This is a genomic window from Ponticoccus sp. (in: a-proteobacteria) (genome assembly GCF_048381735.1).
Genome location: NZ_JBLXGL010000001.1, coordinates 194,591 through 209,407, shown reverse-complemented (window position 1 = coordinate 209,407; position 14,817 = coordinate 194,591). Strand labels below are relative to the sequence as shown.

Genomic DNA, 14,817 nt, shown 5'->3' with positions numbered 1-14,817 from the left:
GTGCATGCGCGCCGTCGCCGTCGCCGAGGCGCCCGGCGTTCGTTGCGCAGGCGGCGGCAACTCCGCCCCTACGGTCAGTCTGACGGCAGGCCGTCTTCTGGATATCCCTGAATCGGGGCATGGACCGGCTGCGGAAGCGCCCCCTCGGGCAGTTCGAAATAGGCGGCGTTTGTCGCCACGATCTGCGGCAGCTCCGACAGGACCTCGCGCAGGTGTCGGCGCACCGCCGCATTGGCCTGCGGCACCGCGCCCCGTTCGATGGCATCGACGATGGCCCCGTGCTGCGCGATCAGCTTGCGCTGCGGGAACTGGCCCAGCGACAGGAAGCGCACCCGGTCCATCTGCGACTTCAGCCCCTCGATCTGCTTCCATGCCCCGCCCTTCCCGGCGGCTTCGGCCAGCGTGCGGTGAAACAGATCGTCATAGCCGAAGAAATCCTGCGGGGTGTCCTGCCCCACCCGTGCCTGGTGGTCCAGTTGCGCCCGCAACTCGCGGATCACGGCGGCATCCTGCTGCAAGGCGAGGATCTTGGCGATATCGGCCTCGATCGCCTCGCGCAGGAAACGGGCATCCAGCACGGCATTGTAGCCGATCCGGCTGACGATGGTGCCGCGCTGGGGCAGGATCGCCAAAAGGCCCTGATCGGCGAGGCGGATGAAGGCCTCGCGCACGGGCTGGCGGCTGACGTCGTAGAAGCGCGCAACCTCGGATTCGGACAGGCGGTCGCCGGGCTTCAGGTCGACCTGGATGATCCGTTCGCGCAGGATCCGCGAGATCTGCCGCGTGATCGGCGTCGCAGGATCAAGCGACCAGCTTTCCCGGATATCTGCCCGCATCGTTCATCCCCTTCCCGGATCACTCTACCATACTTCCATACTAGAGATTAAATCCGCAGGATGATAGGCCCGTGCCAAAGACATCGACTCGGGAGGACAGCATGAAACAGACCTGGCGCTGGTTTGGACCCAAAGATCTGGTTTCAACGGAGGACGTGGCGCAGGCGGGCGCCGAGGGCATCGTTTCGGCGCTGCACCACGTGCCGACCGGCGCCGTCTGGACGCCCGAAGAGATCGCGCAGCGGCAGGCCGAGATCGCGCATATGACCGACGGCAGCCCCTCGGGGCTTGACTGGGCGGTGGTCGAAAGCCTGCCCGTCTCCGAGGACATCAAGAAGCAGCAGGGCGCGTGGCGCGAACACATCGCCAACTACAAGACCAGCCTGCGCAACCTCGCGGGGGCGGGGATCGAGGTGATCTGCTACAACTTCATGCCGGTGCTGGACTGGACCCGCACCGACCTTGCCTGGCGGCTGAAGAGCGGCGCAAGCTGCATGCGCTTCGACCTTGTGGATTTCGCCACATTCGACCTTCATATCCTCGCCCGCCCCGGCGCGGCGGAGGATTACGACGAGGCCCTGCGCGACGCGGCCGCCCGCCGCTTCGCCGCCATGGACGATCCCGCGCGCGAGGCGCTGGCCGGCAACGTGGTCTTCGGCCTGCCCGGCGCGGCGGAACGCTTCTCGCTGGAGGATGTGCGCGCCCATCTCGCGGAATACGCCGCCCTGTCCGAGGACAGCCTGCGCAGCCACCTGATCGACTTCCTGTCCGAGGTCGCGCCGGTCGCGCAGGAACTGGGGCTGCGCCTGTGCTGCCACCCGGACGATCCGCCCTTCCCGCTGCTGGGACTACCGCGCATCATGTCGACAGAGGCGCAATACGCGCAGGTCATGCAGGCGGTCGACATTCCCGCCAACGGCATCACGCTGTGCTCCGGCTCTCTGGGCGCGCGGCCCGACAACGACCTGCCGGGCATGATGCAACGTCTGGGCGACCGCGTGCATTTCCTGCACCTGCGCAACGTCAAACGCGAAAGCACCGAGATCCGTGGATCGTTCTACGAGGCCGAACATCTGGGCGGCGACACCGACATGGTGGCGCTGGTCGAGGCCGTGCTGGTCGAAGAGGCACGGCGCCGCAAGGCAGGCCGGGCCGACTGGTCGATCCCCTTCCGGCCCGATCACGGGCAGGACATCCTCGACGATCTCGGGCGCCGCACGCAGCCCGGCTATCCCTCGATCGGGCGGCTCAAGGGGCTTGCGGAACTGCGCGGCATCATCGCCGCCCTGTCGCCGCGCGTGTCCGCATGACCCGCCTCGGCACGCCGGACAGCCTGCCCGGGACCGTCGCGCGGCCCGGCTACGCCCCCTCCGCCCATGGCGCGGGGATCGTCCACATCGGCCTTGGCGCCTTTCACAAGGCGCATCAGGCGGTCTACACGGACGACGCGCTGACCGCCGAGGGCGGCGACTGGCGCATCATCGGGGTCAGCCTGCGCAGCCCCGAACCGGCAGAGGAACTGACGCCGCAGAACGGGCTTTACACGGTGATCGAACGCGACGTCGACGGCAGCCGCGCCCGCGTCATCGGCGCGCTGGCCCGCGCGCTTTGCGCCCGGACCGACGCGCAGGCGGTGATGGCGGCGCTCTGCGCGCCCGAGACGCGGATCGTGACGATCACCGTCACCGAAAAGGGCTATGGCCTCGACCGCGCCACCGGCGGCATCGACCGCAGCCACCCCGCCATCATCGCCGACCTCGCCGCGCCCGAGGTTCCACAGGGCCTTGCGGGCCTTCTGGTCCGGGCACTGGCGCTGCGCCACGCGGCGGCTGTGCCGCCCTTCACCGTACTCAGCTGCGACAACCTGCCGGACAACGGCGCGCTGACCCGCTCGCTGCTGATCGACATGGCGCGGCACGTGGCGCCCGACCTCGTGGATCACATCGCGACCCGGGTCGCCTTCCCCGGCAGCATGGTCGACCGGATCACCCCCGCGCGCACGCCTGCCACGCTGGCGCTGGCGCAGGAGATGACCGGCGTCGAAGATCACGCCGCCATCGAGGCCGAGAGCTTTCGGCAATGGGTGATCGAGGACCGCTTCCCCACCGGGCGCCCGGCGTGGCAGGCGGGCGGCGCGCTCTTTGTGCCCGAGGTGCGCCCCTTCGAGCTGATGAAGCTGCGGATGCTGAACGGCGCGCATTCGATGCTGGCCTATGCGGGCTTCCTTGCCGGGCACCGCTACGTGCGCGACGTGATGGCGGACCCGGCCCTCGCGCGCCTGGTCGAGCGGCACCTGCGGGCGGCGGCGGGCACCCTGGACCCGCTGCCCGGCGTCGATCTGGACGGCTACGCGCAGGCCCTGTCGCGCCGCTTCGCCAATCCGCATCTGGGGCATGAGACCTACCAGATCGCCATGGACGGGACCCAGAAGCTGCCGCAGCGCATCCTTGCCCCCGCCGCCGAGGCCCTGCGGCGCGGACAACCGCTGGATGCCTTCGCCTTCGCCAGTGCCGCATGGATGCGCTACACGCTGGGGCGGCAGGATGACGGCACCGGCTACGCCCTGCGCGACCCGCGCGAAGACGACCTGCGCGCCGCCGCCCAAGGCGAGGATGCGGGCGCGCTCTACGACCGTCTGGCGCGGCTTCCGGGGCTCATGCCCGAGGCCCTGACCGCGGCGCCGGACTGGCGCGCGGCGGTGGTCTCGCGTCTCGATGTCATGATGCGGCAGGGCATGCCCGCCGCCCTCATCGCCGAGGCCGACTGACGCCCTGCCCCAAGGCAGGCGCGCCAGCCGGCTGTACCGTACCGGTCAGTTGTACCGGTCCGCCGTCAGCCCGTCGAAAGAGATCTCGGGCTCGCGGCCAAGCACCACATCCGCCACCGCGCGGGCCGAGCCGCAGGCCATGGTCCAGCCCAGCGTGCCGTGCCCGGTGTTGAGGAAGAGGTTGTCGTAGCGCGAGCGCCCCAGCACCGGCGTGCCGTCCGGGGTCATCGGGCGCAGGCCGGTCCAGCCCTCGGCCCGGGACAGGTCGCCGCCGCCGGGAAAGAGATCGTTCACCACATGGCGCACCGTATCGGTGGCATGCGGCCCCAGCCGGTCGGAATAGCCCGCGATCTCGGCGGTGCCCGCAACCCGGATGCGGTCACCCAGCCGGGTGATGGCAACCTTGTGCGTCTCGTCCATGATCGTCGATTGCGGCGCCGCCGCATCCTCGACCACCGGCAGCGTGACCGAATAGCCCTTCACCGGGTAGACCGGCAGGCGGATCCCGGCGGGCGTCAGCAGCTTCGGCCCATGGCTGCCCAAGGCGCAGACATAGGCATCGCCGGTGATGCGCCCCGCGATCTCGGTCTCGATGCCCGCCACGCGCCCGTTTTCAATGGCGATGGATCGGATCGTCTGGCCGTATTGGAACTCCACCCCCATCTCGACGCATTTCTCGGCCAGCGCGGTGGTGAACATCCGGCAGTCGCCGGTGCGGTCCGCCGTCAGCCGCAGGCCGCCGACGAATTTCTCGCGCACCCGCCCCAGCGCCGGTTCCGCCGCGATGCAGCCCTCGCGGTCCAGCACCTCGAAGGGGGAATCGTACTCGGCGAGGATCTCCTGATCCGCCATGGAGCCTTCCAGCTGCTTTTCGGTGCGAAACAGCTGCAGCGTGCCCTGCTCGCGCCCGTCGTAATCGATGCCGGTCTCGGCGATCAGGTCGGGCATGACATCGCGCGAGTAATTCGAGATCCGCACCATGCGGCTTTTGTTCACCCGGTAGCGTTCGTCATTGCAGTTGCGCAGCATCTGCACACCCCAGGCCCACATGGTCGGGCTGATCAGCGGCCATATGAACAGCGGGCGGCGCTTCATGAAGAGCCACTTCACCGCCTTCACCGGAATGCCCGGCGCGGCCCAGGGCGAGGTCATGCCGTAGCTGAGCTCGCCCGCATTGGCATAGCTGGTCTCGAGGCCCGGCCCGGCCTGCCGGTCCAGCACCGTCACCTCGGCGCCCGCCCGGGCAAGGTAATAGGCGGTGGTCACGCCGATCACGCCCGCCCCCATCACGATGACTTTCATCCCACGTCTCCTTTCGGGCGGTCAGCAGGCCGCCGTCACGATAATCTCGACCTTCAGCGTGTCGCGGGCAAGGCGGGCCTCGCCGCAGGCGCGCGCGGGCGCCTCGCCCTCGGGGACCCAGGCATCCCAGACCGCATTCATCTCGGCAAAGTCGGCCATGTCGGACAGCCAGACGATGGCCTGCAGGATCTGCCCGCGCGAGGATCCGGCCCGCTCGAGCAGCGCGTCGATGCGGGCAAGGCAGTCCTGCGTCTGCTCGGTCACGGTGGCGCCCTCGCCGACCTGACCGCAGAGATAGGCGGTGCCATTGTGCTTGACGATCCGGCTCATCCGGGCGCCGGTGTCGATCCGTTCGATCATGTCTTCTGTCCTGTCCTGACGCGCGACCCGCGGGCCCCGGCCCGCGTTACCGCCTTTCCCGGCGGGATGACACTCCGGCGGCGCGACGGGGTCAAGGGGTCGGCCACCGGCCAGCGCGGAAATGCCCGCGCCGTGCCAGCCCGGGACCGGCCCGCCCCGGTCAGGCCTCTTCGTGCAGCGCCGCCAGCGGCACCTTCATGTCGATGATCAGCCAGCCATTCTCGACCCGGCGCGTCTTTTCGGCGCCCAGCTGCATCGCAGAGGCCTTGATCAGCATCGAGCCAAAGCCCTTCTGCGCCCCTTCGTCATAGTCCTCGGCCGTCTCGCGCCAGGTCAGATGCAGCCCCTCGGGCACCATGGTCCAGGTCACGGCGATCTCTCCGTCCTGGCGGTGCAGCGCCCCGTATTTGGCCGAGTTGGTCGCCCATTCGTGGAAGATCAGCACCAGCGAGGTCACGGCCTTGGCGGGAACCATGACCTCTGCGCCGCTCAGCGCAATCGTCTGCTGCGTGCGGGCCGGGGCCAGCACCCGCTCCAGCAGGGCCGCAAGCCCAAGCGGCTGGGTGCTGTCGGTCTTCTTCATCAGCGAATGCGCGCGGTCCAGCGCCGCGACGCGCCCGCGCAGGTTGTCGACCAGGGCGGATTTGTCCTCGCTTTCGCGCGCCGCGCTCGAAATCATCGCCGAGACCAGCGCAAAGAGGTTCTTGATGCGGTGGTTCATCTCCGCAAGGTGCAGTTCGCGTTCGGCCAGAAGTTCCTGCTCGGTGGTCACGTCAAAGCTGACCCCGGTGATCTTCGGCATGCCGTCGCGGATGCCCAGCCGGGCCACGCCCCGCACCCAGCGGGCCGTGCCCGAGGGCAGATCGAGGCGAAAGACCTCTTCGTAGACGGCGCCCTCCGTATCGAGCGCCGCAAGCGCGCCGAAAACCCGCTCGCGATCCTCTGCATGCACCCGGGACTGCATCAGCGACTGCGTCACCTCGGCGCCGGGGTCGATTTCGAACAGCGCGCGGCAGGTCTCGTCCAGAAGCAGCGCCCCATCGTCCGGGTCATAGTCCCAGCGCCCGATCCCGGCATAGCCGAAGGCAAGGTCAAGTGACGTTCCGGATGGCGACATCGGGGGCAAATCCTTCGCGGCAGGGCGTGTTTGGGGGGCAATTTCACATCGGCTCGGCGGAGTCGCCACTGGGGCAACACCACGCCGTTCCAATGTTAACTTTCATGACCAAGTGTCAACCGGTCAGGTCAGTTTAAGCGGCCCGTTGCCGTAAAGGTAAGCGGGATCAAAGCTGCCCAAGGCCCACAACGCCTGACTGTCCAGCACCGTGACCTGCCCGCGCGAGATATCCACGACACCGGTTTCCCGCAGCTTGCGCACGACCCGGTTCATATGCACCGATGTGGTGCCGCAGGCATCCGCAAGCTCCTGCTGGGTCAACGGCAGGGGGAAGCCCCCCGCCGAGGCAAGATCCACGAAATCGAGACGCCGCCAGAGTTCCGCCACCAGATGCGCGACGCGCCCGTCGGCGCTGAGCCGTTCCAGTTTCATGATCCACTCGCGGTGCATGGCCGCGTCCAGCAGGGTCGAGTACCACAGCATCCGCGCCAGGTTCGGTTCGGTCCTCAGCACCTCTTCGATGCGCGCGTGTGGCGCATAGCCGATCTGCACGGTGCCGATGGAAACTACGTCATGATCCAGGCGTTTCAGGGTAAAGGCATGCAGGTCGACGAAATCCCCCGGCACGTGCAGCGCCACGATATGCCGCTTGCCCTCGGCATGGATGACGCGGGCAACGAAGCCTTCGATCAGCATGGTGCTCTGCTGAAGGAGGGTGCCGCGTTCGAGGATGACATGGGGGCCGGTGAAGCGCTCTGTCCGCTCGACAAGCCCTTCCAGCACGCCCTTCTCACGCGCGGTCAGGGCCTCCCGAGAGCGGCCCTGAAGGAACCGCCGGGTGTTCGGATAGTCGTCATCGGTCATGCGTGCTCCTGCCCGGTTCCGGATCGGACAAACCCGCCCCGGTGGGAATATTTAACATTTGTTAATAGGATTGCCACGGCGAGGCACCACGCGAATTGCGGGAACAACGCGCGGAAAGCGGATTTCGCCTCACACAGGTGGAATTTAATCCCCGCCCGCGCGCCTCCGGGGCCGCATCGGAACGGGGTTTTCGTTTAAGAAATGACACACTCGAATCATGCGCGGATTTCATAAAGATCCCAAGGGGAATTCAATTCAACTCATGTTCCGGATGCGGTAAGGAGGGCGCTCAATCCCGACCGGAGGTCCCATGCTGCCCTTTGCCCTGCCCGACGCCCCTGCCCTCGCGACCCTTCGCGCGGTTGCAGCGCAACGCATCCTGATCCTTGACGGCGCGATGGGCACGATGATCCAGACCCTTGGCCTGTCCGAGGAGGATTTCACCGACGGCGGTCACGTTCACGGCCCCGGCTGCCGTCATCATCCGACCGACCGCCCGCAGAAGGGCAACAACGACCTGCTCAGCCTCACCCGGCCCGAGGCGATCGAGGACATCCACTTCGCCTTTGCAATGGCGGGCGCCGACATCCTCGAAACCAACACCTTTTCCTCCACCACCATCGCGCAGGCCGATTACGGGCTGGAGTCGGCAGTGCACGACCTGAACGTCGCGGGCGCGCAGGTGGCCCGCCGCGCCGCCGACCGCGCCACCGCCGAAGACGGCCGTCCGCGCTTTGTCGCGGGCGCCGTGGGGCCGACCAACCGCACCGCCTCGATCAGCCCGGACGTCAACGATCCCGGCTATCGCGCCGTCAGCTTCGACGACCTGCGCACCGCCTATGGCCAGCAGATCGACGGGCTGATCGAGGGCGGCTCGGACCTGATCCTGATCGAGACGATATTCGACACGCTCAACGCCAAGGCCGCGATCTTTGCCGCCTTCGAGTCCTTTGCGCGCGCGGGCAGACGCCTGCCGATCATGATCTCGGGCACCATCACCGATGCCTCTGGCCGCACCCTGTCGGGGCAGACGCCCACCGCCTTCTGGCACTCGGTGGCCCACGCCCGCCCCTTCTCGGTCGGGCTGAACTGCGCGCTGGGGGCCGCCGCCATGCGCCCGCATATCGCCGAGCTGTCGGGCGTGGCGCCGACGCTGATCTGCGCCTACCCCAACGCCGGGCTGCCCAATGCCTTCGGCCAGTACGACGAGACCGCCGAGCAGACCGCCGAACAGGTGGCGGGATTCGCGCAGGAAGGACTCGTCAATATCGTCGGCGGCTGCTGCGGCACGACGCCCGACCACATCCGCGCGATCGCCGAAGCGGTCGCCCCCTTTGCCCCCCGCACGGTGCCCGCATGACCCATCTCCTTCGCCTTTCCGGCCTCGAACCCTTTGTCCTGACGCCCGACATCCCCTTCGTGAACGTCGGCGAGCGCACGAATGTCACCGGCTCTGCCCGCTTCCGTAAACTGGTGGTGAACCGCGACTATGCCGCCGCGCTGGAAGTCGCGCGCGATCAGGTCGAGAACGGCGCCCAGATCATCGACGTGAACATGGACGAGGGCCTGATCGACTCGAAACAGGCCATGGTCGAGTTCCTGAACCTCGTGGCCTCGGAGCCCGACATCGCCCGCGTGCCGATCATGATCGACTCGTCGAAATGGGAGGTGATCGAGGCCGGCCTGCAATGCGTGCAGGGCAAGCCCGTGGTCAACTCGATCTCGCTGAAAGAGGGTGAGGACGCCTTCCGCCACCATGCCGGGCTTTGCCTCGCCTATGGTGCGGCGGTGGTGGTCATGGCTTTCGACGAGACCGGGCAGGCCGACACGCAGGCCCGCAAGACCGAAATCTGCGCCCGCGCCTACCGCATCCTTGTCGAGGAGATGAGCTTCCCGCCCGAGGACATCATCTTCGACCCCAATATCTTTGCCGTCGCCACCGGCATCGAGGAACACGACAACTACGGCGTCGACTTCATCGAGGCGACCCGCTGGATCCGCGAGAACCTGCCCCATGCGCATGTCTCGGGCGGAGTGTCCAACCTGTCCTTCTCCTTCCGGGGCAACGAAACCGTGCGCGAGGCCATGCACGCGGTCTTCCTGTACCACGCCATCGCGGCGGGCATGGACATGGGCATCGTCAACGCGGGCCAGCTGGCGGTCTACGACCAGATCGACCCGGCCCTGCGCGAGGCCTGCGAGGACGTGGTGCTGAACCGCACCCCCAAGGCGGGCGGCACGGCGACCGAGAACCTGCTGGACCTGGCCGAGCGCTTCAAGGGCGGCAAGCGCGAGGAAAAGGTCCGCGATCTGGCCTGGCGCGACTGGCCGGTCGAGAAGCGGCTGGAACATGCGCTGGTCAACGGATTGACCGAGTTCATCGAAGAGGACACCGAAGAGGCCCGCGCGGCGGCAGAGCGTCCGCTGCATGTGATCGAAGGCCCGCTGATGGCGGGCATGAACGTGGTCGGCGACCTGTTCGGCGCGGGCAAGATGTTCCTGCCGCAGGTGGTGAAATCCGCCCGCGTGATGAAGCAGGCGGTGGCCGTTCTGCTGCCCTACATGGAAGAGGAAAAGCGCCTGAATGGCGGCGAGGGCCGCCAATCCGCCGGCAAGGTCCTGATGGCCACGGTAAAGGGCGACGTCCACGACATCGGCAAGAACATCGTCGGCGTCGTGCTGGCCTGCAACAACTACGAGATCGTGGACCTTGGCGTCATGGTGCCGCCGCAGAAGATCCTTCAGGTCGCCAAGGACGAGGGCGTGGACATCATCGGCCTCTCGGGCCTCATCACCCCCTCGCTCGACGAGATGGTGCACCTCGCCTCCGAGATGGAGCGCGAGGGGCTGGACCTGCCGCTGCTGATCGGCGGCGCCACCACCAGCCGCGTGCACACGGCGGTGAAGATCGCGCCCCGCTACAGCGGCCCGGCGGTGCATGTGACCGACGCCAGCCGCGCGGTCGGCGTGGTGGGCGCGCTGCTCAGCCCCGAACGCAAGGCCGATTACGTCGCTGGCATCCACGCTGAATATGCCGATGTGGCGGAAAAGCACGAACGCTCCGAACGCGCCAAGCAGCGCCTGCCGCTCTCTGCCGCGCGCGCCAATGCGGGCAGCTTCGACTGGACCGTGGTGGCGCCAGCGCCCGCCTTCACCGGCACCCGCGTCGTGGACGACTGGGACCTTGCCGAGATCGCGCGCTATATCGACTGGACGCCCTTCTTCCAGACCTGGGAGATGCGCGGCCAGTACCCCAAGATCCTCGACGACGAGAAGCAGGGAGAGGCCGCGCGGTCCCTCTTTGCCGACGCGCAGGAGATGCTGGCGAAGATCGTCTCTGAACGCTGGTTCACGCCGCGCGCCGTGGTGGGCTTCTGGCCCGCCAATGCCTCGGGCGACGACATCCGCCTCTTCGCCGATGCGGAGCGGACGCAGGGCCTTGCCACGCTGCACACGCTGCGCCAGCAGACCGGCAAGCGCCCGGGCCGCCCCAACCTCGCCCTGTCGGACTTCGTGGCGCCCCAGGGCAAGGGCGCGGACCATGTCGGCGGCTTCGTCGTGACCGCGGGACCGGAAGAGGCAGAGATCGCGGACCGGCTGGACAAGGCCAACGACAACTACGGCGCGATCATGGTCAAGGCGCTGGCCGACCGCATTGCGGAGGCCATGGCCGAGATGCTGCACGAGCGCGTCCGGCGCGAGTTCTGGGGCTATGCGCCGGACGAGGGCTTCGACCCGCAGGAGCTGATCGGCGAGCCCTACGCGGGCATCCGCCCGGCGCCGGGCTACCCGGCCCAGCCCGACCACACGGAAAAGCGCACGCTCTTCCGCCTGCTCGACGCCGAAGAGGCGACCGGCGTCACGCTGACCGAAAGCATGGCGATGTGGCCGGGATCCTCGGTCTCGGGGCTCTATATCGGGCACCCGGACAGCTATTACTTCGGGGTCGGCAAGGTCGAACGCGACCAGGTGGCGGATTACGCCGCCCGCAAGGGGATGGAGATCGAAGAGGCCGAGCGCTGGCTGGCCCCGGTCCTGAACTACATCCCCGGAAAAACGCCCGCCACGACGGCGGCGTGACCGAAGGGGGCGCGCGCCCCCTTCCCCCCGCCGGGCTGGAGGCCCATTGCAGTCAGGAAGCCGGGGCACGAGGCCCGGCGAACGGCTTGCCGCATCGGCGCAGGTGCAACGTCCCCCGCCTACCGCCCGCCGTCCGACCCTGCGGGCCCCGGTAGCCCCCTCAGCGGATACGCTTTTCGGTCTCCGGGTCGAAAAGCACCGCCTTGTCCATGTTCAGCACAAGCTCGAAGTCATCGCCCGGGCGGCAGCTGGTCTGCGAACGCATCCGCGCGATCACGTCCCGGCCTGACAGCGTCGTGGTCACGAAGGTATCGGCCCCCGCCGGTTCGATCACCTCGATCCGGTTCACCAGCCGCGCCAGCACCCGCGCGTTGCGGTCCGCGCCCTCACTGTCCGTCACCGCCTCTGGCCGGATGCCGAAGAGCACCTGCTGTCCGTCCGTGAGGCCTGCAGGCTTCTCCGGCAGCGGCAGCACATGCGGCACCCCGTCCGCGCCCGTGACCTCGACCCCCGCGCCCGCGCCACTGACCCGCGCCACGGCCTGCACGAGGTTCATCGAGGGCGACCCCATGAAGCTGGCGACAAAGACGTTCTCGGGGTCGTCGTAGATCTGCTGCGGCGTACCCAGCTGCTGCACATAACCGCCATTCATCACCGCGATCCGGGTCGAGAGCGTCATGGCCTCGATCTGGTCGTGGGTCACGTAGACGATGGTCGTCCCCAGATTCTGGTGCAGCTTCTTGATCTCGGTGCGCATGTCGACGCGCAGCTTGGCGTCGAGGTTCGACAGCGGCTCGTCGAACAGGAAGACATCCGGATCGCGCACCAGTGCCCGGCCCATGGCCACCCGCTGGCGCTGGCCACCCGACAGCTGCCCCGGCTTGCGGTCCAGCAATTGCTCGATCTGCAAGAGCTTCGCCACATCCGCCAGAGCCTTGTCGCGCTCCGCCTTGGGCACGCCGTGCATCTCCAGCCCGAAGGTCATGTTCTGCCCCACGGTCATGTTGGGGTAAAGCGCGTAGCTCTGGAACACCATGGCGATATTGCGCTTCGAGGGGTGCACCCCGTTCACCACGCGCCCCCTGATGCTGATCTCGCCGCTGGTGATGCCCTCGAGCCCCGCGATCATGTTCAGAAGCGTGGACTTGCCGCAGCCCGAAGGCCCGACCAGCACGAGGAATTCGCCCTCTTCCACGGCAATGTCGACCCGGTGCAGGACCTCCACCGCGCCGTAGGATTTGGTGACGTTGTCGATGTCGAGAAAGCCCATGCGTCAGCTCCGTCGGTTCTGTCTGGCGCCAAGAGTTTTCGAAAACTCTTGGCAAAATTCTTCGATGAATTTTGCGCGTGCCGCGAGCGGCGTCGCGCAGGGCGCGGGGCGTTCGTCGCTTCGGACCCTTCCCCGGAGGCTCCGATCTCTCTGCGAGAGACCGCGTGCCCTCGCGCCGGGCGCGGGGCGTTCGCCGCTTCGAACCCTCCCCCGGAGGCTCCGATCTCTCTGCGAGAGACCGCATGCCCGCGCGCAGGGCGCGGGGCGTTCGGCGCTTCGGACCCTCCCCCGGAGGCTCCGATCTCTCTGCGAGAGACCGCATGCCCGCGCGTAGGGCGCGGGGCGTTCGGCGCTTCGGACCCTCCCCCGGAGGCTCCGATCTCTCTGCGAGAGACCGCGCCTCATCCCTTGACCGATCCGGCCATCAAGCCGCGCACGAAATACCGCCCCGCCACGATGTAGACGAGCAGCGTCGGAAGGGCGGCCAGAATCGCGCCGGCAAAGTGGACGTTGTACTCCTTCACCCCGGTGGAGGAATTCACGAGGTTGTTCAGCGCCACGGTCATCGGCATCGAGTCGAGATCCGCGAAGGAGGCGCCGAAGAGGAAGTCGTTCCAGATATTGGTGAACTGCCAGATGACCGAGACCACGGCGATGGGCCCCGAGACCGGCAGCAGGATGCGCCAGAAGATCCGGAAGAAGCCCGCCCCGTCGATCATCGCTGCGCGCACCAGCTCGGTCGGGAAGGCGGCGTAGTAGTTGCGGAAGTAAAGCGTGGTGAAGCCGATGCCGTAGACCACATGCACCAGCACCAGCCCGGGCGTCGATCCTGCCAGCCCCATCAGCCCCAGCATCCGCGCCATCGGGATCAGCACGATCTGGAAGGGGATGAAGCAGGCAAAGAGCATCAGCCCGAACAGCAGGGTGTCGCCCCTGAAACGCCACTTGGTCAGCACGTAGCCGTTCAGCGCGCCGAGGATGGTCGAGATCGCGACGGCGGGCACCACCATCAGGATCGAGTTCAGGAAGTAGGGCTTCAGCCCCGTCGGCTCCACCCCGATCTGCGCGGTGGACCAGGCGGCCAGCCAGGGCTCGATAGTCCATTCCCGTGGCAGCGCCATCATGTTGCCGCCGGTGATCTCGTCCAAAGGCTTCAGCGAGTTCGACAGCATCACGAAGAAGGGCAGCAGGTAGAACAGCGCGAAGAGCAGCAGCAGCAGGTAGATGAAGGTCCGCGTGATGCGCCCGGTGCGGACGGCGGTGTCCTGTTCAGCGACGGCCATCACGTCTTCTCCTTCAGTTCGGCGTAGAGGTAGGGCATCATGATCGCCGCGATGGTCATCAGCATGATCACCGCAGAGGCCGCGCCGATCCCCATCGAGTTCCGGGTGAAGGTGTAGGAATACATGAAGGTCGCGGGCAGTTCGGTCGCCCGCCCCGGCCCGCCGCCGGTCAGCGCGATCACCAGGTCGTAGGACTTCACCGCGAGGTGCGCGAGGATCACGAAGGCCGAGAGGAACGCGGGCCGCAGAAGCGGGATCACGATGCGCCGGTAGAGGTTCCAGTTCGAGGCGCCGTCGATCTGCGCCGCCTTCAGGATCTCGTTGTCGATGCCGCGCAGCCCCGCGAGGAACATCGCCATGACGAAGCCGGAAGTCTGCCAGACCGCCGCGATCACCACCGTGTAGATCGCCATGTCGCGATCCTTGATCCAGCCGAATTCGAAGCTTTCCCAGCCCCAGAGGTGCATGGTGTGTTCCAGCCCGATGCCGGGGTCGAGGAACCATTTCCACGCGGTGCCGGTCACGATGAAGCTCAGCGCCATGGGATAGAGGTAGATCGGGCGCAGGATGCCTTCGCCCCGGATCTTCTGGTCAAGGAAGATCGCAAGGCCAAGCCCGATCACCGTGCAGATCGAGATATAGAGGAAGGCGAAGATGCCAAGGTTCACAATGGCCGTGTGCCAGTGCCTGAGGCCCCAGAGCTTGGCGTAGTTCTCGAAGCCGACCCAGTCGTAGCTGGGCAGCATGCGGCTGTCGGTGAAGGACAGGTAGACCGTGAAGGCGATGAAGCCGTAGACGAAGACCAGCACCATCGCCAGCGAGGGCGAGAGCACCAGTTTCGGAATCCAGTCCTGCAAACGGGTGCGGAAGTCCGGGGTATCGGTGGCCATGGGGTATCCTCCGCAAGCTCTGCGGACCGGCGGTCAAGGCGTCGGCGG

12 protein-coding genes are annotated in these 14,817 nt (G+C 67.4%); 4 read left to right on the top strand and 8 right to left on the bottom strand.

Features of this window, described 5'->3' with window-relative positions; translation table 11 throughout:
• Window positions 1-74: 74 nt before the first annotated feature.
• Complete coding sequence (locus tag ACN5KJ_RS00990; RefSeq protein ID WP_418591673.1) at window positions 75-836, bottom strand: GntR family transcriptional regulator; 762 nt, start codon at window positions 834-836, stop codon at window positions 75-77.
• Between the two features lie 101 nt (window positions 837-937).
• Between ACN5KJ_RS00990 and uxuA the strand changes: the two genes are divergently transcribed.
• A complete protein-coding gene (gene uxuA / locus ACN5KJ_RS00985) occupies window positions 938-2,146 on the top strand; it encodes a mannonate dehydratase (RefSeq protein ID WP_418591671.1) in 1,209 nt (402 codons plus the stop codon).
• Window positions 2,143-3,603 carry a mannitol dehydrogenase family protein gene (locus tag ACN5KJ_RS00980; protein WP_418591669.1) on the top strand — a complete coding sequence of 487 codons (1,461 nt, stop codon included), beginning with the start codon at window positions 2,143-2,145 and terminating at the stop codon, window positions 3,601-3,603. The genes uxuA and ACN5KJ_RS00980 overlap by 4 nt, the downstream gene beginning before the upstream one ends.
• 45 nt (window positions 3,604-3,648) lie before the next feature.
• Here ACN5KJ_RS00980 and ACN5KJ_RS00975 read toward each other — a convergent pair whose 3' ends face one another.
• From ACN5KJ_RS00975 to ACN5KJ_RS00960, 4 genes are all read right to left on the bottom strand, one after another.
• A complete protein-coding gene (locus ACN5KJ_RS00975; RefSeq protein WP_418591667.1) occupies window positions 3,649-4,905 on the bottom strand; it encodes a D-amino acid dehydrogenase in 1,257 nt (418 codons plus the stop codon).
• 21 nt (window positions 4,906-4,926) lie between these two features.
• Window positions 4,927-5,265 (bottom strand): RidA family protein, encoded by a 339-nt coding sequence (locus tag ACN5KJ_RS00970; protein ID WP_418591665.1) that lies wholly within the window; start codon window positions 5,263-5,265, stop codon window positions 4,927-4,929.
• A gap of 160 nt (window positions 5,266-5,425) precedes the next feature.
• Window positions 5,426-6,382, bottom strand: a complete 957-nt coding sequence (locus ACN5KJ_RS00965) for a sensor histidine kinase (RefSeq protein WP_418591663.1) — start codon at window positions 6,380-6,382, stop codon at window positions 5,426-5,428.
• A gap of 123 nt (window positions 6,383-6,505) precedes the next feature.
• Window positions 6,506-7,246, bottom strand: coding sequence for a Crp/Fnr family transcriptional regulator (locus tag ACN5KJ_RS00960; protein ID WP_418591661.1), 741 nt, complete (start codon window positions 7,244-7,246; stop codon window positions 6,506-6,508).
• A gap of 310 nt (window positions 7,247-7,556) precedes the next feature.
• Here ACN5KJ_RS00960 and ACN5KJ_RS00955 point away from each other — a divergent pair, with 310 nt between their 5' ends.
• Window positions 7,557-8,606, top strand: coding sequence for a homocysteine S-methyltransferase family protein (locus ACN5KJ_RS00955; protein ID WP_418591659.1), 1,050 nt, complete (start codon window positions 7,557-7,559; stop codon window positions 8,604-8,606).
• Window positions 8,603-11,326 carry a methionine synthase gene (gene metH / locus ACN5KJ_RS00950; protein WP_418591657.1) on the top strand — a complete coding sequence of 908 codons (2,724 nt, stop codon included), beginning with the start codon at window positions 8,603-8,605 and terminating at the stop codon, window positions 11,324-11,326. The genes ACN5KJ_RS00955 and metH overlap by 4 nt, the downstream gene beginning before the upstream one ends.
• A gap of 160 nt (window positions 11,327-11,486) precedes the next feature.
• Here metH and ACN5KJ_RS00945 read toward each other — a convergent pair whose 3' ends face one another.
• The 3 genes from ACN5KJ_RS00945 to ACN5KJ_RS00935 all read right to left on the bottom strand — a co-directional run bounded on the left by ACN5KJ_RS00945 (window position 11,487) and on the right by ACN5KJ_RS00935 (window position 14,769).
• On the bottom strand, window positions 11,487-12,596 hold the full coding sequence (locus ACN5KJ_RS00945) for an ABC transporter ATP-binding protein (RefSeq protein ID WP_418591655.1): 1,110 nt from the start codon (window positions 12,594-12,596) through the stop codon (window positions 11,487-11,489).
• Between the two features lie 401 nt (window positions 12,597-12,997).
• Window positions 12,998-13,879, bottom strand: coding sequence for a carbohydrate ABC transporter permease (locus ACN5KJ_RS00940; RefSeq protein ID WP_347167176.1), 882 nt, complete (start codon window positions 13,877-13,879; stop codon window positions 12,998-13,000).
• Window positions 13,879-14,769, bottom strand: a complete 891-nt coding sequence (locus ACN5KJ_RS00935; protein WP_347167175.1) for a sugar ABC transporter permease — start codon at window positions 14,767-14,769, stop codon at window positions 13,879-13,881. The genes ACN5KJ_RS00940 and ACN5KJ_RS00935 overlap by 1 nt, the downstream gene beginning before the upstream one ends.
• Window positions 14,770-14,817 lie beyond the last annotated feature (48 nt).